Raw genomic sequence first — 21,571 nt, forward strand, 5'->3', positions numbered from 1 at the left:
CCGTCCGGGGTCGCCGCCGCACCGAGGAGGTCCTGTCATGGCGCAGATGCTCGCCGCCCGCCTGCACGTCCCGAGCCGCACTCTGCGGCTGGAGGAGGTGCCCCGCCCGCAGCCGGGCCCGGGGGAGGTGCTGGTCAAGGTCGAGGCGGCCGGGGTGTGCCTGTCCGACGTCCACCTCATCGACGGCACGCTGACCCCGTTGCTCCTCCAGGGCGACACCGTCACCCTCGGCCACGAGGTCTCCGGCACCATCTCCGAGGTCGGCGCGGGCGTCACCGCCTGGTCGCCGGGGCAGCGGGTCGTGCTGTACGCCGGTGAGGTGCGCGACGGCGTCACCTACACGCGCGGCGTCGACTACGACGGCGGCTGGGCCGAGTACGCGCTGTCGGCCGAGACCGCGCTGACCCTGCTGCCCGACGCCATCCCCTTCGAGCAGGGCGCCATCATCCCCGACGCTGTGTCCACGCCGTGGGGCGCGATCACCGAGACCGGTGCCGTCCGCCCGGCCGAGGCGGTCGGCGTGTGGGGCGTCGGCGGCCTCGGCGTGCACGCCGTGCAGCTCCTGCGCGCCGCGGGCGCCTGCCCGGTCGTCGCGGTCGACCCCAACCCGGTCGCCCGGGAACGCGCCCTCGCCGCGGGCGCCGACCTCGCCCTGGACTCCGCCGACCCGGAGCTGCGCCAGGCCGTGGGCGCGGCGACCGGCGGGGCCGGACTCGCCGCCGCCTTCGACTTCGCGGGCGTGCCGCCGGTCCGCGAGCAGGCCCTGTCCGTCCTCGCGCCCAAGGGCCGGCTGGTCCTGGTGGGCCTGACCGACAAGCCGCTCACCGTCACGGACGGGACCCGTTTCAGCTACCTCCAGCAGCGCATCCTCGGCCACTACGGCTCCGACATGCCGGTCGCGCTGCCGCAGCTCCTGCGCCTGATCCAGGGCGGACGGCTGGACTTCTCCGGCTCCGTCAGCGGTGTGCTGCCGCTGGCCGAGGCCGCCGAGGCCGTCGCGCGGCTGGAGAGGAAGGAGGGCGACCCGATCCGGCTGATCCTGCGCCCGTGAGGTGAGGGATCGCTGAGAATCCCCGGGACCGCTGAACGCTCCGGCCCCCGGCTCCGTATGGAGCCGGGGGCATTTCATGTCCGAGTCCGCCACGACACAGGAGCACGTCTTGGGACACAACAGGCGCAGACGCCCGACCGGGGCGCGACGCGCGACCTTCGGAGCATGCGCGCTGATACTGGGAGGCGGCGGCCTGGTGGCCGTGAACGTGTTCGCCTCCGCCACCGAGGGCGGCAACACCGCCGTTCCCCTGGGCAGTTCCGGAGTGGCGGCCACCATCGACTGCCCCGACCTCAGCGAGCGGCTGACTACGGTCCCGCAGGCGGCGCGGCCTGAGGTCGACACCGAACTCGCCCGGCTCGACCAGCAGATCGCCACCGCCTACGGCCAGCTCCAGGAAGCGGCCCGCGGCGCCGACGACGGCGAGCTGGACGAGGCCGCCGTCCTCGACCCGCTGGAACGGGAACGGGCGGCGACGATCGAGCGCATCGTCGCCGCCGTCGACAAGGCAGGCGACCGCCCGGAGGGCCTGGACGCCGAGGCGGCGTGCGCGCTGCGCCGCACCGAGGCGACGACGACGGGCGCGGAGAGCGGCGGCCCGGAGCAGGGGCAGCGCCAGGACGGCAAGGAGCAAGAGACCGGGAACGGCGACGACGCCGACGGGACCGGTCAGGACGCCGGCGGACAGCGGCCGCCCGGCAACGGCGGGCAGGCGGGCAACGGCCCGGTGGCGGGGGACTACGCCGCCATCGAGTCCGTCCGGCCGAACGCCGTCGAGGCGCCCCGGCGGGACGGCGCCTCGAACGGGTCCTTCGCCACCAGCTGCGGCGTCAACGCCGAGGGCCTGTTCAACTCGGACAACCTGATCGCGGCCCCCGGCGTCGGCAACGGCGCCCACCACTTCCACGACTACGTCGGCAACCAGGACAACGACGCCTTCTCCAGCGACGAGGACCTGGCCGCCGCCGACACCAGCTGCGCCGACCGGGGCGACAAGTCCTCGTACTACTGGCCCGTGCTCCGGCTCCAGAACGGCACCGTGGAACAGGACGCCCAGTCGCCCGGCGGCGGCATCGAGGGCAACGCGGGGGAGATCGTCACGCCGGCCGAGGTCACGCTGACCTTCGAGGGCAACGAGCGCGGCAAGGTCACCGAGATGCCGCGGCTGCTGCGCATCATCACCGGTGACGCGAAGGCGTTCGTCAACGGCGACGCCAACGCCAACGCCTCCTGGAGCTGTACCGGCTTCGAGGACCGGCAGTTGAAGGACAAGTACCCGCTGTGCCCGTCGGGCAGCGACGTGGTGCGCACCTTCACCTTCCAGAGCTGCTGGGACGGCCGCAACATCGACAGCGCCAACCACCGCACCCACGTGGCCTTCGCCGCCGCCGACGGCAGCTGTCCGGACGGATTCCGTCCCATTCCGCGCCTCGTGCAGCGGATCGTGTACGACGTGGACGCGCCCAGTCTCCAGGACGGAGGCAAGACGGTTCCGTTGTTCGCCGTGGACTCCTTCCCGGAGCAGTTGCACAAGCCGGTGACGGACCACAGCGACTTCATCAACGTCTTCGACGAGGACCTGATGCGGGAGATGGTCGACTGCATCAACACCGGCCGCGCCTGCGGTGCGGGCGCGTCCCCGGGGCCGGGCCAGGGCGGGGACCCGGGGGAGGGCGCCGGGGAAGCGCCGCAGGAGCAGCCGACCGGCGACCCCGGAGCGAACCCCGGCGACCCCGGAGCGAACCCCGGTGAGGACGCCACCGATGAGCCCACCGAAAAGCCCACCGAGGAGCCCACCGAGAAGCCGATAGAGGAGCCCACCCGGGCGGCGCCCACCGAGGAGCCCACCGGGGCGCCGCAGCAGGGCTCCGGAGCCCCGGAGGAGGACGCCCGGCAGACCGAGACCGCCTCCCCGAGCGCCGAGCCGAGGGCCGCCACCACGCCCGCCGGGGCCGCCGACGACCGGAGCGCCGCCGAGGCCGCCCCCGGGGCGGAGGGGGACGCGGGTGCCCGCGAGGACGTCGCGGCGGGCGCCGACGGCGAGCCGAGGGTGCCCCAGGGAGGACTCGCCGAGACGGGTTCCGGCCTCGGCCTGTGGCCCGCGGCCGTCGGAGGCGTCCTCTTCGCGGGCGGCTGTGTGCTGCTGGTCCGCTCCAGGAGGCATGCGCGGTGAGGCCCGCATGACGCCGTGCATGACCCCGTACAGGACGCCGTGAACCCAGCCGTCGGGCGGGCGGGAACGCTCCCGCCCGCCCGACCCGCGAACGAATCGAACACGCCACGGCCCTCCGGGAAGTGGCGTGATTCAACCATTGCCATTCCGTCGCCCCGGGCGCAGCCTGGTCTCCGAACCGGGTTGGGAGCGCTCCCAAAGTGCTTCCGGGCCGGTGTCCACCCGCAGTCCCCCCACGCGAGAGAAGGACGTCATGACTTGTCATGATCACGCCAAAGCTGCGCCGGGACCCCTCACGAGAGCCCGGCGGGCCTCGACCCTCGTCCTCGGCGCCCTGACCGCCGCCCTGCTCGCCCTCGTCCCCTGGAGCGGCACCGCCGTCGCCCACGGTTCGGTCGTCGACCCCGCCTCCCGCAACTACGGCTGCTGGCTGCGCTGGGGCGACGACTTCCAGAACCCCGCCATGGCCCAGGAAGACCCCATGTGCTGGCAGGCATGGCAGGACAACCCCAACGCCATGTGGAACTGGAACGGCCTGTACCGCAACGGCTCCGGTGGCAACTTCGAGTCCGTCGTCCCGGACGGCCAGCTGTGCAGCGGCGGCCGCACCGAGGGCGGGCGCTACAACTCCCTCGACACCGTGGGCGCGTGGAAGACCACGGCCGTGGCGGACGACTTCACCGTCAAGCTGTACGACCAGGCCAGCCACGGTGCCGACTACTTCAAGGTCTACGTCACCCGGCAGGGCTTCGACCCCACCACGCAGCCCCTCGGCTGGGACGACCTCCAGCTGCTCACCACCACGGGCCGTTACGCCCCCAGCCAGAACTACGAGATCCCGGTGAGCACCTCGGGCCTGAGCGGCCGGCACGTCGTCTACACGATCTGGCAGGCGTCGCACATGGACCAGACGTACTTCCTGTGCAGCGACGTGGACTTCGGCTGATCCGCGCCGTCCCGTCCCCCCACCCCCGCCGGACGCCCCGCGTCCGGCGGGGACACCGTCGGTGGACAACCCCCGCGACGGGGCCCGCGGCCGCTCGCCGCTGCGGTATACGTCCCCTCATGGACCCGATGGACTACTACGACCTCGGCGGCCACGGCCGGCCCGTGACGACCTCGTCGCCCGAGGCGCAGCGCTGGTTCGACCGCGGACTGGTGTGGACGTACGCCTTCCACCACGAGGAGGCGGTCTCCTGCTTCCAGGCCGCCGCCGAGGCCGACCCCGACTGCGCCATGGCCCACTGGGGCATCGCGTACGCCCTCGGCCCGAACTACAACAAGCCGTGGGATGCCTTCGACACCGAGGAACTGACCCGGACCGTCGACCGCACCCACGCCGCCGTCGAGCGCGCCCACGAGAAGGCGCTCCGGGCCGCCACCCCGGTCGAGCGCGCCCTGATCGGAGCCCTTCGCGCCCGGTATCCCCAGTCCGGCGCCGTCGCGGACTGCTCGGTGTGGAACGCGCCGTACGCCGACCGCATGCGGACCGTCCACGAACTGGCCCCGGACGACCTGGACGTGGCGGCCCTGTACGCCGACGCGCTGATGAACCTCACTCCCTGGCAGCTGTGGGACCTGCGCACGGGGCTCCCGGCGCGGGGAGCCCGCACCACGGAGGCGAAGGACGTGCTCGACCGTGCCCTGGCCGCCGAGGGCGGACCCGAGCACCCCGGCGTACTGCACCTGTACACCCACCTGATGGAGATGTCCCCCACCCCGGAGGCGGCGCTCACCGTCGCGGACCGGCTGCGGGGGCTGGTGCCCGACGCCGGGCACCTCCACCACATGCCCTCGCACCTGGAGGTGCTGTGTGGCGACTACCGACGGGTGGTGTCGGACAACAGCGCCGCGATCGCCGCCGACGAGAAGTACCGCGCGCGGGCCGGCGCGATGAACTTCTACACCCTCTACCGCGCCCACAACTACCACTTCAAGATCTACGGCGCGATGTTCCTCGGGCAGTACCGGACCGCCCTGGACACCGCCGCCCGGCTGGAGGCGGCGGTTCCCGAGGAACTGCTGCGCGTCGAGAGCCCGCCCATGGCCGACTGGCTGGAGGGCTTCCTCGCGATGCGGGTGCACGTCCTGATCCGCTTCGGCCGCTGGACGGACATCCTCCGGCTGCCGCCGCCCGCCGACCCGGACCTGTACCGCGTCACGACCGCGATGCTCCACTACGCCCGGGGCGTGGCCCTCTCGGCCACCGGCAGGGTGGACGAGGCGGAGGCCGAACGCGCGCGTTTCCGCGCGGCGGTCGCCCGGGTGCCCGAGTCCCGCACCCTGTTCAACAACACCTGCGCCGACATCCTCGCCATCGCCTCCGCCATGCTCGACGGCGAGCTGGAGTACCGCAGGGGAGACCACGCCGCCGCCTTCGCCGCCCTGGAGCGGTCGATCGAACTGGACGACAACCTCCCCTACGACGAACCGTGGGGCTGGATGCAGCCCACCCGGCACGCCTACGGCGCCCTGCTCCTGGAGCAGGGCCGCCTCGCCGAGGCGGAGGCCGTCTACCGGGCCGACCTGGGACTGGACGACACCCTGCCCCGGCCGCTCCAGCACCCGGGCAACGTCTGGTCCCTGCACGGACTCCACGAGTGCCTGGTGCGCCTCGGCAGGGAGGCGGAGGCGCGGCTCGTGGCCCAGCAGCTCCGTTTCGCCGCCGCGCTGGCGGACGTACCGGTCGACGCCTCGTGCTTCTGCCGCCTGGGCACGGGCCCGGACGCCGGCGCGGGCGACTGCTGCGCCGCGGAGGGCTGAGGGGGAGACGGTCGCCGCTCACCGGCGGCCGGTCTATACGATGGCGCCCCGGAACAGGGACTGCGGCGGAAGGAGGCGGGCCGTGACGGATCACCGGCGTCCGCGGCGGCGAGGCCAGGGCGAGCTGGAGGCGCTGGTGCTGTCGGCGCTGCGCGAGGCGGACGGCCCCGCGACGGCCGGCTGGGTGCAGGAGCGCCTGGGCGGCGACCTCGCCTACACCACGGTGATCACGATCCTGACGCGCCTGCTGGAGAAGGGCGCGGTCGACCGCGAGCGCGTGGGCCGGTCCTTCGCCTGGACCCCCGCCTCGGACCAGGCCGGTCTGGCCGCCCGGAAGATGCGCAAGGTCCTGGACGCCGAGAGCGACCGGGGGGCGGTGCTGGCCAGCTTCGTGACCGGGCTGGACGCCGACGACGAGCGGCTGCTGCGCGAGCTGCTGGGCCACCTCCCGGACGCGGGGGACGGCTGACGCCGCATGGGCATCTTCGTCTTCCTGCCGCTGGTCCTGCCGCTGACGGCGTGGCCGATCGCCCGGCTGGCCGAACAGCACCTGCATCCGCGGACCGCGACCAGGCTGCTCACCGGTGTGGCCGCGGTGATGGCCCTGTGCAGCACGGTGTGCCTGGCCCTGGTGATGGTGGTGGGCACCGCGCAGCTGCCCGGCAATCCCCTGCCCGACGGCTGGTCCGACCCCGAGGTGCGGGCGGCGGTGCCCTACGACGAGGTCGTCGGCAAGGCGGCGATCCCCGCCCTGTGCGCCGTGGTCGCCGCCTCGGCGCGGGCCCTGTGGCGCCACGGCAGGGTGCGCCGCCGTGCCCACCGGGCCCTGGCCGGCCTGCCGGGCACCGGCGTGGCCGTGCTGCCGGACGACGTGCCCTACGCGTACGCGCTGCCCGGCGGACGGCGGGACCGGGTGGTGGTGAGCACCGCCCTGCTCGACCGCCTCCGGCCGGCCGAGCGCCGCGCGCTGTTCGCCCACGAGCGCGCCCATCTGGCCGCCCGGCACCACCGCTTCCTGCTCGCCGTCCGGCTCGCCGCGCTCGCCAACCCCTTCCTGCGGCCGCTGCGGACCGCCGTGGCCTACGCGGCGGAGCGGTGGGCCGACGAGGCGGCCGCCCGGGTGGTCGGCGACCGCCGCGCGGTGGCGACGGCGATCGGCAAGGCGGCCCTCGTCTCCCGGGGCACTCCGGTCGCCACCCTCGCCGGGTTCGCCGCGCCCGGCCCGGTGCCGCGCCGGGTGGCGGCGCTGCTCGGGCCCCCTCCCGCGGTCCGCACCTGGCCCTCGCTGTTCACCTCGGTCGGCCTGGCGGCCTGGGCCGCGGCCGCCGGTACGGCCGTGTCGGCGATGTCGTCGGCGAACGCCGCCGTCACGATGTTCCTCATCCTCCGCGCCGCCACGCCCCTCTGAACGGGCCCGTCCCCACGCGGGTCCCCGGTCAGTCCATGAGCCCGGCGGCGAGCGTGGCCCCCAGCTCCCAGCAGGCTTCCAGGTCGGCCTTGCCGGGCTCGCCGGCCACGCTCACCGCCGGCGCCGCGCGCTGCCAGCCGAGGCCCGTGGTGACCGCCTCGATGCCGCGCACCGCGCCGGTGGTGTCGCTGCCGCCGTGGACGTAGTAGCCGAAGGGCCGGCCCCGCGTCGCGTCGAGGCAGGGGTAGTAGACCTGGTCGAAGAAGTGCTTCAGCGCCCCGGACATGTAGCCGAGGTTGGCCGGTGTGCCCAGCAGGTACCCGTCGGCCTCCAGCACGTCGACGGCGGTCGCCGCCAGCGCCGCGCGCCGGACCACCCGCACCCCCTCGATCTCCGGATCGCTCGCCCCGGACACGACGGACTCCAGCATCGCCTGGCAGTTCGGCGACGGCGTGTGATGCACGATCAGCAAGGTGGCCACGGACCGAAGCCTGCCGTCCGGTGCCCGTTCGGGGCAAGCGACGCCACCGGGCCACCGCAGCGGTGGCTCACACCTCGGGAGCCCCCGTCTCCGTCAGTTCCCCGCCGGACAGCCGCAGCCACCGGTCCACGCCGATCTCACGCAGGAACCGCTGGTCGTGGCTGACCACCACGAAGGCGCCCCGGTACGCGTTCAGGGCGCTCTCCAACTGGCCCGCGCTGACCAGGTCCAGGTTGTTCGTCGGTTCGTCCAGTAGCAGCAGGTGGGGAGCGGGCTCCGCGCACAGGACGCAGGCCAGCGTGGCCCGCAGCCGCTCGCCCCCGGAGAGCAGGCCGACCGGGAGGTGCGCCCGGGCGCCCCGGAAGAGGAAACGGGCGAGCAGGTTCATCCGCTCGGCCTCCGGCCGGCCCGGGGCGTACGCGGTGAAGTTCTCGGCGACCGTGCGGTCCGGGTCCAGCAGGTCCAACCGCTGGGAGAGGTAGGCGATGCGTCCGTCGGCCCGTCGCACCTCACCGCTCCCGGGTTCCAGATCACCGTTGACCAGGCGCAGCAGCGTGCTCTTGCCGGCGCCGTTGGGCCCGGTCAGCGCGATGCGCTCGGGGCCCCGGACACTCAGGTCGACGCCCTCGCCCCCGAAGACGTCCGCCTCGCCGAGCCGGACCCGCAGCCGCCTGCCGACGAAGAGGTTCCGTCCGGCCGGCACGTCGGTCTCCGGCAGGTCCAGCGAGATGCGCTGGTCGTCGCGGAGCGACCGCTCCGCCTCGTCCAGCCGGGCCCGGGCCTCGCCGACCCGGCCGGCGTGCGTCTGGCCCGCCCGGCCCGCGGACTCCTGCGCCCCGCGCTTCATGTTGCCCGCGAAGATGCGGGGCAGCCCGGCGTTCTTGAGGTTGCGCGCGGCGTTGCTCGCGCGACGCTCGGCGCGTTCGCGGGCCTGCTGCATCTCCCGCTTCTCGCGCTTCAACTCCTGTTCGGCGTTGCGGACGTTCTTCTCCGCGACCTCCTGCTCGGAGCGGACGGCCGCTTCGTAGTCGGTGAAGTTGCCACCGTAGAAGCGCAGTTCTCCCCGGCCGAGTTCGGCGATGCGGTCCATGCGGTCGAGCAGCACCCGGTCGTGGCTGACCAGCAGCAGACAGCCGGTGTAGTCCGCGAGCACGTCGTGGAGCCGGGTGCGCGCCTCCAGGTCGAGGTTGTTGGTCGGCTCGTCGAGCAGCAGCACCTCGGGCCGCTTCAGCAACTGCGCGGCGAGCCCGAGGGAGACGACCTGACCGCCGCTGAGCGTCCCCAGCCGGCGGTCCAGGGCGAGACCGGACAGGCCCAGGCGGTCGAGCTGCGCGCGGGTGCGTTCCTCGATGTCCCAGTCGTCACCGATGACGGTGAAGTGCTCCTCGGCCACGTCGCCGGCCTCCACGGCGTCGATGGCCCGGACGATGTCGGCGATGCCCAGCACCTCGGCCACGGTGAGGTCGCCGGTCAGCGGGAGGCTCTGCGGCAGGTAACCGAGACCACCGGTCACGGACACGGCTCCGGCGCCGGGCCGCAGCTCCCCGGCGATCAGTTTCAGCAGGGTGGACTTGCCGGCACCGTTCGGGGCGACCAGCCCGGTGCGGCCGGTGCCCACGGTGAACGACAGGTCCTCGAAGACGGGGGTGTCGTCGGGCCAGGAGAAGGACAGGTGGGAGCAGCGGATCGCGGCGTCGGACATGACAGACCTCGTGAAGGGGAGGCCGGGCGGGAAGAGACCTCTGCCCGGACAGACAGGAAGGGGAAAGGGCACGACGAGGCGGCCACCACGGCGGCGCTTCCACGCGCCCGCCGGCGGCCGATCAGATCCGGGTATCACCCGGAGATGTCGTCGTCACCCACCATGTCTGGGACTCCTCGATCCACTTCAACGTCTCCACCACCGTAGCAGCCGCGGATCGGCGAGGCGGGCCGGCACGGACGTGCACTGCCCACGACCGTCGCCCACCGCCGTCGTCCACGGCCGACCACCGTGCCGTGTCGTCGTCCGGCCCCGTCGCAGGGCCCGGTGCACGACACCGGTCCCACGCCCGGCGGGTGACCCCGCAGGCGCCGCACGGGTAGAGTGGCAGAGGTTCGCGTTCGGCGAGCCGATGGACCGGGACGACGGGGAGGTGAGGTCGATGACCGCGCTCGAAGCCGCGCTTCGCGGCGCCCGGGTCTCCCTCACACCCCGGGCCACGACCTGACCCAGCCGAACGCAACCCGGAAACGGATTCGTATCCCGCCATGTCGTACACCTGGAACACCCGTGCCGAAACCGGCGCCGACATCCCCGCCGTCCGTGACATCGTCCGTGCCGCCTTCCCCACGCCGGAAGAGGCCCTGCTCGTCGACGCGCTGCGCGCCGACCCCGAGGCATGGATCGACGGCCTGTCCCTGGTCGCGGTGGACGACGACGACCGCCCCGTGGGCCACGCCCTGCTGACCCGCTGCCACATCGGGGACAGCCCGGCGCTCTGCCTGGCCCCCGTCGCCGTACGCCCCGACCGTCAGGGCACGGGCGCCGGCTCGGCCGCCGTCCGCGCGGCCCTCGCCGCCGCCGGGCGCCTGGGCGAGCGCCACGTCGTCGTGCTCGGCCACCCCGAGTACTACCCCCGGTTCGGCTTCGGCCGGGCCTCCGCCCACGGCATCGGCCTGACCATCGACGTCCCGGACGAGGCCCTCATGGCCCTCACCCTGGACGCCGCCCACCCGCTGCCCGCCGGCACCGTCCGCTACGCGGCCCCGTTCGGCATCTGAGACACCGGACCGACCGCGGTCGCGCGCTGCTGAGGCGCCGGTACGCGCGAGGGGCCGCCCACCGTGTGCGGTGGGCGGCCCCTTCGGCGTCGTGGGCCGGGTCCGGCTCAGGCGACCGGCGACGCCGGTCCGCTGTCGGCCTTCGACGGCGCGTCACCGGAGCGCTGCGACGGGACGGAGATCCCCGCGCCCGGGGCCTCGCCGGCCTCCTCGGCCAGCCGCTCCATGCCGCTGGTGGTCTTCAGCGGCTTCTCCTTGATGAAGACCACGGCGACCAGGGCCAGCAGCGCGAACGGGGTGGCGACCAGGAAGAGGTCGGCGGTGGCGACACCGTAGGCGTGCTCCACGATCTCCCGCATCGGGGCGGGCAGGGTGCTCATGTCCGGGACGGCGCCGTGGCCGCCGCCCGAGCCGCCCTCGGCCGCACCTGCGGCGCCCGCCTTCTCCAGCCCCTTGGTCATCTCGGTCGCGACCCGGTTGGCGAGGATCGCGCCCAGGACGCTGGTGCCGATCGTGCCGCCCATGCTGCGGAAGAAGGACAGCACGGAGGTCGCGGCGCCCAGCTCGGCGGCGGGGACGTCGTTCTGCGCCGCGAGCACCAGGTTCTGCATCAGCATGCCGACGCCGATGCCGAGGACGGCCATGTAGAGGCTGAGGAGGCCGAAGTGCGTGTCGGCGTCGATCAGGGAGAGCAGGGCGAGGCCGGCGGTCATGATGACCGCGCCCGCCACCAGGTAGCCCTTCCACTTGCCGGTCCGGCTGATGAGCTGTCCGGCGACGGTGGAGGAGACGAGCAGACCGAGGATCATCGGCAGGCTCATCAGGCCCGCGATCGTCGGCGACTTGCCCAGGGACACCTGGAAGTACTGCGAGAGGAAGACCGTGCCGCCGAACATGGCGACACCGACCAGGAGGCTGGCGACCGTGGTCAGGGTGACCGTGCGGTTCTTGAAGATGCCGAGCGGGATCACCGGCTCGGCGGTGCGGGCCTCGACGAGCACCGCCAGGGCCAGCAGCACCACGCCGCCGGCGACCAGGGCGGCGGTCTGCCAGGACGCCCAGTCGAACTGGTTGCCCGCCAGCGAGACCCAGATGAGCAGCGCGCAGACGCCGGCGACGATCAGGAAGGCGCCGAGCCAGTCGATCTTCACCTCGCGCTTCACGGTGGGCAGCTTCAGCGTCCGCTGCAGCAGGAAGATGGCCAGCAGCGCGAACGGCACACCGATGAAGAAGCACCAGCGCCAGCCCAGCCAGTCGGTGTCGACCAGCACGCCGCCGATCAGCGGCCCGGCCACGGTGCCGACGGCGAAGACGGCACCGAAGATGCCGGAGTACTTGCCCAGTTCCCGGGGCGGGATGATGGCGGCCATGACGACCTGCGCGAGCGCGGTCAGACCGCCCGCGCCGATGCCCTGGACGACCCGGCTGAAGATCAGCAGCGTCGTGTCGTGCGAGAAGCCCGCCAGCAGCGAGCCGATCACGAACATCAGCAGCGACAGCTGGAGCAGCAGCTTCTTGTTGAACAGGTCGGACAGCTTGCCCCACAGGGGGACGGTCGCGGTCATCGCCAGCAGCTCGGCGGTGACGACCCAGGTGTAGGAGGACTGGCTGGCGCCGAGGTCGGCGATGATCGTCGGCAGCGCGTTGGAGACGACGGTGCCCGCCAGGATGGCGACGAACATGCCGGCCATCAGGCCGGACATCGCCTGGAGTATCTGGCGTTGGTCCATGGAGGTGGGCGGCGCGTCGGCGGGCGCCTGGGCTGCGGTCACGGCATCTCTTTCGGTGGTGGACTGACGAATTCGCGCCGGCGCCCGGCGCGGTGGGGAGGTGGTGCTGAGGCGGTTACGCGGGAGGGGCCGGCAGACCGGCGGCCAGGAGGGAGAACACCTCGTGGAAGACGTCGAGGAAGGCGGCTTCCTCCTGGTGGGCCGACCAGTGGTCCATGCTGATGCGCACCGCGGTGCCGGCCACCGCCGCCAGCAGCCGCGGGTAGAGGCCCCCGGTGTCGCCGAGGCGCTCGGCGATGGCTTCGGCCAGCTCCGCCTCGGCCGCCATGTGCGCGCCGACGCCCCGCGCCAGGAGGTGGGGGGAGGCGTGCAGCACCTCGGCGTGCAGTCGCCACAGCTCGTGCTGCTGCTCCGCCTCGGCGATCTCCGCCGCCAGGGCCCCGCGCAGGACTTCCAGCGGGGGAAGCCCGGGCGGCGCGTCGAGCACGGCGGCCCGCATGCGCGCGCCCGCGTCCGCGTCGATGACGACGAAGGCGTCGTCACGGGTCTCGAAGTAGTTGAAGAAGGTGCGTACGGACACCCCGGCCGCGGCGCTGATCGCCTCCACGGTGACCTTCTCGGCCCCGTGCTCGGCGGCGAGCCGTACCGCGGCCTCGGCGAGCGCGGCACGGGTGGCCCGCTTCTTCCGCTCGCGCAGGCCGCCCCCCGCGGCTCCCCTCTCCGACATAAGTTGCATGGTATGCAAAGATGCACGACATGCAAAATTGACGACGGGCGCCGCCCCCGGGAGGAGCGGCGCCCGTCGTCGTGCGGTGGTGTCCCGGATCAGCCCGCGAGGCGCGTCAGCGTCTCCTCGAGGGGCACGGCGTCCCCGGCCGCCCGGTTGTGCGGCAGCCGGGCCAGCACCGCCGCCATCCCGCAGGTGCCGGTCACCCCGGAGAAGACCAGGCCCGCGCCGACGGCGCCGGACAGCCAGTGCGCCGGGCGCCAGGCGCGGCCCGCCAGGAAGCCCAGGGCGACGAGCGAACCGGCGGCGAAGCGCACCTGCCGGTCCATCGGCCAGGGCGCGCGGGCGCCCGCGGGGCGCTCGACGGGGTGCCCCTGAGCCGCCCACGCGCCGGTGCCGCCGTCCAGGTGGGACGCCTCGACGCCGCGTGCCGCCAGCCGCGCGAGCCCCTGCGCCGACCGGTTGCCGGAGGCGCACACGAGCAGCAGCGGGCCGCGCGAGGCTGCCGCGGTGAGTGCGTCCGCCGCCTCGTCGAACCGGTCGAGCGGAACGTTGTGCGCGCCGGGGAGGTGGCCGCCGGCGTACTCGCCGGGGGAGCGGACGTCGACGACGGTGAACGCGTCGAGCCGTGCCGCGGCTTGCGCGGGGGCGAGGGCGGTCGGGGTGGTGCGGGTGGTCATGAGGGAGAACCTTTCTCGTTGTCGTGCGCCCCGTTCTCGCGCACCCTCGCGGTAGGATACCCGCGGGGGTATAAGGGGCCGGGTGGAGGAGGAAGCGTGGAACTGGACATGTCCGCCGACGAGCTGAAGTCGGCGCTCAATCGGCTGCGGCGCGCTCAGGGGCAGCTCGCGGGAGTCATCCGGATGATCGAGGAGGGGCGCGACTGCGAGGACGTGGTCACCCAGCTGGCCGCCGTCTCCCGGGCCCTGGACCGGGCCGGCTTCTCGATCATCGCCACGGGCCTGCAGCAGTGCATGACCAGTGACGACCCCGAGGTGCGGGACTCGGCCCAGATGCGGGCCCGTCTGGAGAAGCTCTTTCTCTCGCTGGCCTGAGCCGCGGCCCGCGCCGCTCCCGGCCCGCGCCGCTCCCGGCGCCGCCGCTCACAGCGCCGCCGAGGCGGCCATCGCCACGGCCACGGCGAGCAGCACGGCGCCGAACACGCGCCGCAGCGTCCCGGGGGACACCTTGGCGGCCAGCCGCTTGCCGTCCCACGCGCCCAGCACGGCGGTCGCCAGGAAGGGCAGCAGCAGGGTGAGGTCGAGGTGTACGGCGGTGTGGGCCCGGGCCGCGAGGGCCACCAGCGCGTTGGCCGTCACGACCAGCAGACTCGTGCCCACCGCCGCGCCCATCGGCACGGCCAGCACCGTCACCAGCGCGGGCACCGCCAGGAACCCGCCGCCCACCCCGAGGAACCCGGTCACCGCGCCCAGCCCGGCCCCGGCCCCGACCGCCCGCGCCCCCGACACGGGGCCGCCCTCGCGGGGTTCGCGGCGGCGCAGCATCCGCAGCGCGGCCAGTGCGGCGAGTGCCGCGAACACCAGCGTCAGCACCGTCCCGGGAATCCGCGCGGACAGGGCGCCGGCCGCGGCGGCGGGCAGCAGTCCCGCCGCCGCGAAGAGCAGCCCGGCCCGCCAGTGGACCGCTCCGGTCCGCGCGTGGGCGACCAGGGCGGCGACCGACGACACGATCACGACGACCAGACTCGCGGTGGTCGCCGCCGCAGGGGTGAAACCCAGCAGAAAGATCAGCGCGGGGACGGTGAGGATGCTGCCGCCCGCCCCCAGCGCGCCCAGCGCCAGACCGGCCACGGCACCGGCGAGCAGGGCGAGGACCAGGGCGGTCATGCGGCACGGTCGTCCGACGGCGCGACCAGCGCGAGGCCGGCCGCCTCCGCCGCCGCGAAGCCGTCGTCCACCGCGACCACCTCACGGCCGGCGGCGTCCAGCACGGAGGCGGCGACGGCCGCCCGCATCCCGCCCGCGCAGTGCACCCACACCGTGCCCGGCGGCACCTCGTGCAGCCGCCGGTGGATCTCGTGGACGGGGATGTGCACGCTGCCCTCGATCCAGCCGTCGGCGCGCTCGGCGGCCCGGCGCACGTCGACCACCACCACGTCCTCGCCGGCCCGCCGCGCCGCGGCCAGCTCGGCGAACGCGGCCCGACGGAACGAGGCCGGGCGGGTGCCGTCCTGGACCCAGTCGGCCGGGGAGCCGACCGCCGCGGCGGCCGGCCGGTCGATCCCCACCCGGGCCAGCTCGCGCTGGGCGCGGGAGACGTCCTCGGCGCTGTGCGCGAGCAGCGTCACGGGCTTGCCCCACGGGATCATCCACGCCAGGTAGGTCGCGAGCTGTCCGTCGACCTCGAAGTTGAACGACCCGGCCACGTGCCCGGCGGCGAACGCCACCCGGCTGCGCAGGTCCACGACCCACTCGCCGGCGGCCAGCCGCCCGGCGATCTCGTCGGCGTCGGCACGCCGGGGCTCGGTCAGGTCCACCGGGGCGGGCCCCTCCGCGTTGGCCGGGCCCATGTGGGCGTAGTAGGCGGGTACGTCGTCCAGCCCCGCCAGCAGCCCGGCCACGAAGGAGTCGACGTCCTGGAGGAGCGCCGGGTTGGCCGCCTTCTCGGCGCCTATGGTGCTCCGCGCGCCGCCGGCCGGCGAGGAGGAGCAGAAGCTGCCGAACCCGTGCGTCGGCAGCACGGGCACCTCGTCGTCCAGCCGTTCGGCGAGCCGGTGCGCGGAGGCGTGCTGGGCACGGGCCAGTTCCTCGGTCAGCCGGGGTTCCACCAGGTCGGGGCGGCCCACACCGCCGATCAGCAGCGAGCCGCCGGTGAAGACCGCCACCGCCCGGCCCGCCTCTTCGAGCACGTACGAGGTGTGGTGCGGGGTGTGGCCGGGCGTGGCCACCGCGCGCAGCTCCAGCGCCTCGTCGACCGGCTCCACGTCCCCGTCGGCCACGGCCACCCGGGCGTACGCCACCCCGGCCCCGGCGGGCACCAGGTAGCGCGCGCCGGTGAGGCGGGCCAGCTCCAGGCCCCCGGTGACGTAGTCGTTGTGGACGTGGGTCTCGGCGACCGCGGCGATCCGCACCCCGCGCCGGGCTGCCGCGGCGATGACCCGGTCGATGTCCCGCGGCGGGTCCACGACCACGGCCGCGCGGGCGCCGCCCGCCAGGTAGCTGCGATTGCCCAGCCCCTCGGTCTCCAGGACGTCGACGAAGAACATGGCACACTCTCCTTCCTGATTACCCCCCGGGGTATTTCCTCCACCGTAGCAGAGATACCCAGGGGGGTATCGAGGGGCGTCCGTCGGCCCTGCCGTGCGGGGTGCGTGGGCGGTAGAGGGGCGGGATGCGGTGGGCGGGAAGGGGTGGGGTCGCCGTCGCCCGGTCCGTCAGACCTTGTGCAGGGCTTGTACAACTCCTGCGTGCTCCGCCGGAGTTGGGGTAGACGGTGGTGCAGCACGGTCGGCACCGGGGTCGGCGCCGGTGGCGGCCGTGCCATGTACCTGCCGTGCTTCCGCGTGTCTCCGCCGTGCCCGTCCGGTGTCCGGGTCACCCGCGCGCCGGCCCCGTTCGGGCCCCGACGTGACCCGAACGGTCCTGTCGGGTACCCGACCGGCCCGCGCGGGGTTGGGATGTGCACGGGCACCCCCGTGCCCGCGCGGCCCGATCGCCGTCCCGACACGGAAAGGACCCCGATGTCCGCCGACACGCACCAGGCGCCCCCCGGACTCACGGACGAGGAGCTGGCCGGTCTGGACGCCCACTGGCGCGCCGCGAACTACCTCTCCGTCGGCCAGATCTACCTGATGGCCAACCCCCTGCTCACCGAGCCGCTGCGCCCCGAGCACGTCAAGCCGCGCCTGCTCGGCCACTGGGGCACCTCACCCGGCCTCAACCTGGTCCACACCCACCTCAACCGGGTGATCAAGGCACGCGACCTGGACGCCCTCTGCGTCTGGGGCCCCGGTCACGGCGGGCCCGCCGTGCTGGCCAACGCCTGGCTGGAAGGCTCCTACACCGAGACCTATCCGGACGTCACCCGGGACGCGTCGGGCATGGCCCGGCTGTTCAAGCAGTTCTCCTTCCCCGGCGGTGTGCCCAGCCACGTCGCCCCCGAGACGCCCGGCTCCATCCACGAGGGCGGCGAACTGGGCTACGCGCTCTCGCACGCCTACGGCGCCGCCTTCGACCACCCCGGCCTGGTGGTCGCCTGCGTCATCGGCGACGGCGAGGCGGAGACGGGACCGCTGGCGACCTCCTGGCACTCCAACAAGTTCCTCGACCCCGTCCACGACGGCGCGGTCCTGCCGATCCTGCACCTCAACGGCTACAAGATCGCCAATCCCACGGTGCTCGCCCGGCTGCCCGAGGCCGAGCTGGACGACCTCCTGCGCGGTTACGGCCACGACCCGATCCACGTCACCGGCGACGACCCGGCCGCCGTCCACCGTGCCATGGCCCACGCGATGGACACCGCGCTGGACCGCATCGCCGCCCTCCAGCGCGCCGTCCGCGAGGACGGCGCCACCGACCGCCCCCGCTGGCCCATGATCGTCCTGCGCACCCCCAAGGGCTGGACCGGCCCGGCCGAGGTCGACGGCCTGCCCGTGGAGAACACCTGGCGCGCCCACCAGGTCCCCCTGTCCGCCGTCCGCACCGACCCCGACCACCTGCGCCGACTGGAGCAGTGGCTGCGCTCCTACCGCCCCGAGGAACTGTTCGACGAGACCGGGGCGCCCCGCCCCGCCGTCCTCGCCGCCGTCCCCGAGGGCCCGCGCCGCCTGGGCGCCACCCCCTACGCCAACGGCGGCCTCCTGCTGCGCGACCTGCCCGTGCCCCCGCTGGAGAACTACGCCGTGGCCGTCGACCGGCCCGGCGCGAGCACCCACGAACCCACCCGGGTCCTCGGCGACCTGCTCCGCGACGTCATGGCCGCCACCGCCGACCGGCGCGACTTCCGCCTCGTCGGCCCCGACGAGACCGCCTCCAACCGTCTCCAGGCCGTCTACGGCGCCAGCGGCAAGGCCTGGCAGGAACGCACCCTGCCCGTGGACGAGGACCTGGACCGGCACGGCCGCGTCATGGAGATCCTGTCCGAACACACCTGCCAGGGCTGGCTGGAGGGCTACCTCCTCACCGGCCGGCACGGACTGTTCTCCTGCTACGAGGCGTTCGTCCACATCGTCGACTCGATGGTCAACCAGCACGTCAAGTGGCTGCGCGTCACCCGGCGCCTGCCCTGGCGCGCGCCCATCGCCTCCCTCAACTACCTGCTCACCTCGCACGTGTGGCGCCAGGACCACAACGGCTTCTCCCACCAGGACCCGGGCTTCGTCGACCACATCCTCAACAAGAGCCCCGAAGCCGTACGGGTCTACCTGCCGCCGGACGCCAACACCCTGCTCTCCGTCGCCGACCACGCCCTGCGCAGCCGCGACTATGTCAACGTGATCGTCGCCGGCAAGCAGCCCTGCTTCGACTGGCTGACCCTGGAGGAGGCCCGGGTGCACTGCGCGCGCGGCGCCGGCATCTGGGACTGGGCCGGCACCGAGGACGGCACCCGGGAACCCGACGTGGTCCTCGCCTGCGCGGGCGACGTCCCGACCCAGGAAGTGCTCGCCGCCGCCCAGCTCGTCCGCCACCACCTGCCGGACCTCGCCGTACGCGTGGTCAACGTCGTGGACATCGCCCGCCTGCTGCCCAGTGGCGAACACCCGCACGGCATGAGCGACTTCGAGTACGACGGCCTGTTCACCGCCGACAAGCCGGTCGTCTTCGCCTACCACGGCTACCCGTGGCTGATCCACCGGCTCGCCTACCGGCGCACCGGCCACGCCCATCTGCACGTGCGCGGCTACAAGGAGATCGGCACCACCACCACGCCCTTCGACATGGTGGTCGGCAACGACCTGGACCGCTACCGCCTCGTCATGGACGTCATCGACCGCGTCCCCGGTCTCGCCGTGCGCGCGGCGGCCGTGCGCCAGCGGATGGAGGACGCCCGGCTGCGCCACCACGCGTACATCCGCGAGCACGGGGTGGACATGCCCGAGGTCGCCGACTGGACCTGGGAGGCCCGGAGGTGACCGCGACACCCTCGACCTGGGACTACGACCACTACGACCCGGCCGAGGAGCGGCTGCGCGAGTCGCTGTGCACGCTCGGCAACGGCTACTTCGCCACCCGCGGCGCGCTGCCCGAGTGCGCCGCGGACGACGTGCACTACCCGGGCACCTACGTGGCCGGCTGCTACAACCGGCTCACCTCCACCGTCGCCGGACGCGAGGTGGAGAACGAGGACATGGTCAACCTCCCCAACTGGCTGCCGCTGCGCTTCCGGCTCGCCGGCGGTGATTGGCTCACACCGGACACCGCGGAGGTGCTGGACCACCGGCAGACCGTCCACCTGGACTCGGGCGTACTGGAGCGCCGCACCCACTTCGGGATCGGCGGCGGGCGCGTGCTGGTGGTGCGCCAGCTGCGCCTGGTGCACATGGCCGACCCGCACCTCGCCGCGCTGCGCACGGAGTTCACGGTCGACGCCGGCGCGGTGGACCTGGAGGTGGAGTCGGCCCTGGACGGCGGCGTCACCAACTCCGGTGTGCCGCGCTACCGGGACCTGGACGGCCGCCACCTGACCCATGTGCACACGGGCGTCACCGACGACAGCGGGGTCTGGCTGCGCTGCCGCACCCGCACCTCGGACATCCGGATCGGCCTCGCGGCCCGTACGACGGCGGGCGCGCCCGTCGCCCCGGCCCGCGAGCACCTGCGGGTCACCCAGCGGGCGACGCTGCGCGCCCGGCCGGGCCGCACCGCCACCGTCGACAAGGTCGTGGCCCTGCACACCTCGCGCGACCCGGCGATCAGCGATCCGCTGCAGGCCGCCGTGGACCGGGTGACCGACGCCCCCGGCTTCGACGACCTGCTGCGGACCCACCGCACCGCCTGGGGCCAGCTGTGGCGCCGCGCCGAACTCGACGTCCCCGGTGAGGCGGGCAGCATCCTGCGCCTGCACCTCTTCCACGTGCTGCAGACCCTCTCCCCGCACACCGCCGACCTGGACGTCGGCGTACCGGCCCGGGGGCTGCACGGGGAGGCCTACCGCGGTCACGTCTTCTGGGACGAGCTGTTCGTCCTGCCCTACCTCAACCTGCACTTCCCGGAGGTGTCCCGGGCCCTGCTGCACTACCGCCACCGCCGCCTGGAACGGGCCCGCGCCGCGGCCCGCGCGACCGGCCGGCGCGGCGCGCTCTACCCGTGGCAGAGCGGCAGCGACGGACGCGAGGAGACCCAGCAGCTGCACCTCAACCCGCACTCGGGCCGCTGGCTGCCCGACCACTCGCACCTCCAGCACCACGTGGGGTCGGCGATCGCCTACAACGTGTGGCAGTACTGCGAGGCGAGCGGGGACGCCGAGTTCCTGCACACCAAGGGCGCCGAGATGCTGCTGCAGATCGCGCGTTTCTGGGCGGACTCCGCCACCTGGGACGCCCGGCTGGGCCGGCACCGCATCCGGGGCGTCGTCGGCCCCGACGAGTACCACGAGGCGTACCCCGGCGCCGACCGGCCCGGTCTCGACGACAACGCCTACACCAACGTGACCGCCGCCTGGGTCCTGGCCCGCGCCCTGGAGGTCCTGCGCGACCTGCCCGAGCCCCGCCGCCGCGAGCTGGTCGAGCGCACCGCCCTGGACGACACCGAACTCGAGCAGTGGGAGAGCGTCTCCCGCACCCTCCACGTCCCCTTCCACCAGGGCGTCGTCAGCCAGTTCGAGGGCTACGGCGACCTCGCCGAACTCGACTGGGCGGGCTACCGGGAGCGGTACGGCGACATCCGGCGCCTGGACCGCGTCCTGGAGGCCGAGGGCGACAGCCCGAACAACTACCAGGCGTCCAAACAGGCCGACGTGCTGATGCTCGGCTACCTCTTCTCCCCGGACGAACTGCGCTCGCTCTTCGACCGCCTGGGGTACCGCCTGGACGAGGAGACCTGGCAGCGCACCGTCGACTACTACCTGGCCCGCACCAGCCACGGTTCGACCCTCAGCGGCCTGGTGCACGGCTGGATCCTCGCCCGGGCCCGCCGCGCCGAGGCGTGGGCCTACTGTCTGGAGGCCCTCAAGGGCGACGTCGCCGACCTCCAGGGCGGCACCACCGGCGAGGGCATCCACCTCGGTGCCATGGCGGGCACCCTCGACCTGGTGCAGCGGGGCCTGACCGGGCTGGAGACCCGCTCCGGCGCCCTCTGGCTGAACCCCGTGCCGCTCCCGGAGCTGTCGTCGTACGGCTTCTCCGTCCGCTACCAGGGCCACTGGGGCGTCCGGTTCCGGCTGGAGCACGGCCGGCTGGAGATCGCCGTGCCCGACTCCGGCCCGCTGCCCATCGACGTCCGGCTGCCGGACCGCGAGGTGCGGCTGGAGCCCGGCGACACCTGCAGGCTGGCCCTGCCGGACTGACCGCCGGCCCGG

General features: G+C 73.9%; 17 protein-coding genes. 10 read left to right on the top strand and 7 right to left on the bottom strand.

The window, feature by feature from the left end; all coding sequences use genetic code 11:
* The first annotated feature begins 37 nt into the window (after nt 1-37).
* From ACFZP7_RS31530 to ACFZP7_RS31555, 6 genes are all read left to right on the top strand, one after another.
* Nucleotides 38-1,051 carry a zinc-binding dehydrogenase gene (locus ACFZP7_RS31530; RefSeq protein ID WP_385637374.1) on the top strand — a complete coding sequence of 338 codons (1,014 nt, stop codon included), beginning with the start codon at nt 38-40 and terminating at the stop codon, nt 1,049-1,051.
* 196 nt (nt 1,052-1,247) lie between these two features.
* A complete protein-coding gene (locus tag ACFZP7_RS31535; RefSeq protein ID WP_385637377.1) occupies nt 1,248-3,224 on the top strand; it encodes a DUF1996 domain-containing protein in 1,977 nt (658 codons plus the stop codon).
* 253 nt (nt 3,225-3,477) lie between these two features.
* Nucleotides 3,478-4,170, top strand: coding sequence for a lytic polysaccharide monooxygenase (locus ACFZP7_RS31540; RefSeq protein WP_062130796.1), 693 nt, complete (start codon nt 3,478-3,480; stop codon nt 4,168-4,170).
* Between the two features lie 128 nt (nt 4,171-4,298).
* Entirely contained in the window at nt 4,299-5,987 is a 1,689-nt protein-coding gene (locus ACFZP7_RS31545; protein ID WP_385638553.1) for a hypothetical protein, read from the top strand.
* A gap of 82 nt (nt 5,988-6,069) precedes the next feature.
* Entirely contained in the window at nt 6,070-6,456 is a 387-nt protein-coding gene (locus tag ACFZP7_RS31550) for a BlaI/MecI/CopY family transcriptional regulator (RefSeq protein ID WP_019327861.1), read from the top strand.
* 6 nt (nt 6,457-6,462) lie between these two features.
* Nucleotides 6,463-7,395 (top strand): M56 family metallopeptidase, encoded by a 933-nt coding sequence (locus ACFZP7_RS31555; RefSeq protein WP_031015719.1) that lies wholly within the window; start codon nt 6,463-6,465, stop codon nt 7,393-7,395.
* A gap of 28 nt (nt 7,396-7,423) precedes the next feature.
* Here ACFZP7_RS31555 and ACFZP7_RS31560 read toward each other — a convergent pair whose 3' ends face one another.
* Nucleotides 7,424-7,876, bottom strand: a complete 453-nt coding sequence (locus ACFZP7_RS31560; RefSeq protein ID WP_030975953.1) for a flavodoxin family protein — start codon at nt 7,874-7,876, stop codon at nt 7,424-7,426.
* A 67-nt stretch (nt 7,877-7,943) separates the two neighbouring features.
* The gene (locus ACFZP7_RS31565) at nt 7,944-9,578 is read right to left on the bottom strand and encodes an ABC-F family ATP-binding cassette domain-containing protein (protein ID WP_371847229.1); all 1,635 of its coding nucleotides are present in this window, start codon (nt 9,576-9,578) and stop codon (nt 7,944-7,946) included.
* Between the two features lie 548 nt (nt 9,579-10,126).
* On the opposite strand from ACFZP7_RS31565, the gene ACFZP7_RS31570 reads away from it, so the two are divergent.
* Nucleotides 10,127-10,639 carry an N-acetyltransferase gene (locus tag ACFZP7_RS31570; RefSeq protein WP_359485471.1) on the top strand — a complete coding sequence of 171 codons (513 nt, stop codon included), beginning with the start codon at nt 10,127-10,129 and terminating at the stop codon, nt 10,637-10,639.
* Between the two features lie 107 nt (nt 10,640-10,746).
* On the opposite strand, the gene ACFZP7_RS31575 is transcribed toward ACFZP7_RS31570, so the two are convergent.
* From ACFZP7_RS31575 to ACFZP7_RS31585, 3 genes are all read right to left on the bottom strand, one after another.
* Nucleotides 10,747-12,369 carry an MDR family MFS transporter gene (locus tag ACFZP7_RS31575; RefSeq protein ID WP_385638554.1) on the bottom strand — a complete coding sequence of 541 codons (1,623 nt, stop codon included), beginning with the start codon at nt 12,367-12,369 and terminating at the stop codon, nt 10,747-10,749.
* 115 nt (nt 12,370-12,484) lie between these two features.
* Complete coding sequence (locus ACFZP7_RS31580; protein WP_029393858.1) at nt 12,485-13,105, bottom strand: TetR/AcrR family transcriptional regulator; 621 nt, start codon at nt 13,103-13,105, stop codon at nt 12,485-12,487.
* Between the two features lie 89 nt (nt 13,106-13,194).
* The gene (locus ACFZP7_RS31585; protein WP_385637381.1) at nt 13,195-13,776 is read right to left on the bottom strand and encodes a rhodanese-like domain-containing protein; all 582 of its coding nucleotides are present in this window, start codon (nt 13,774-13,776) and stop codon (nt 13,195-13,197) included.
* 96 nt (nt 13,777-13,872) lie between these two features.
* Between ACFZP7_RS31585 and ACFZP7_RS31590 the strand changes: the two genes are divergently transcribed.
* Nucleotides 13,873-14,151, top strand: coding sequence for a metal-sensitive transcriptional regulator (locus ACFZP7_RS31590; protein WP_003978241.1), 279 nt, complete (start codon nt 13,873-13,875; stop codon nt 14,149-14,151).
* Between the two features lie 48 nt (nt 14,152-14,199).
* On the opposite strand, the gene ACFZP7_RS31595 is transcribed toward ACFZP7_RS31590, so the two are convergent.
* On the bottom strand, nt 14,200-14,943 hold the full coding sequence (locus ACFZP7_RS31595) for a sulfite exporter TauE/SafE family protein (protein WP_127443714.1): 744 nt from the start codon (nt 14,941-14,943) through the stop codon (nt 14,200-14,202).
* Nucleotides 14,940-16,322, bottom strand: coding sequence for a rhodanese-like domain-containing protein (locus tag ACFZP7_RS31600; RefSeq protein ID WP_385637384.1), 1,383 nt, complete (start codon nt 16,320-16,322; stop codon nt 14,940-14,942). Before ACFZP7_RS31600 ends, ACFZP7_RS31595 begins: the two co-directional genes overlap by 4 nt.
* 474 nt (nt 16,323-16,796) lie before the next feature.
* Here ACFZP7_RS31600 and ACFZP7_RS31605 point away from each other — a divergent pair, with 474 nt between their 5' ends.
* Nucleotides 16,797-19,187 carry a phosphoketolase gene (locus ACFZP7_RS31605; RefSeq protein WP_385637386.1) on the top strand — a complete coding sequence of 797 codons (2,391 nt, stop codon included), beginning with the start codon at nt 16,797-16,799 and terminating at the stop codon, nt 19,185-19,187.
* Nucleotides 19,184-21,559 carry a glycoside hydrolase family 65 protein gene (locus ACFZP7_RS31610; protein ID WP_385637389.1) on the top strand — a complete coding sequence of 792 codons (2,376 nt, stop codon included), beginning with the start codon at nt 19,184-19,186 and terminating at the stop codon, nt 21,557-21,559. The genes ACFZP7_RS31605 and ACFZP7_RS31610 overlap by 4 nt, the downstream gene beginning before the upstream one ends.
* The last annotated feature ends 12 nt before the right edge of the window (nt 21,560-21,571 follow it).

This window comes from Streptomyces sp. SudanB5_2050, assembly GCF_964272335.1.
GTDB lineage: Bacteria > Actinomycetota > Actinomycetes > Streptomycetales > Streptomycetaceae > Streptomyces > Streptomyces rochei.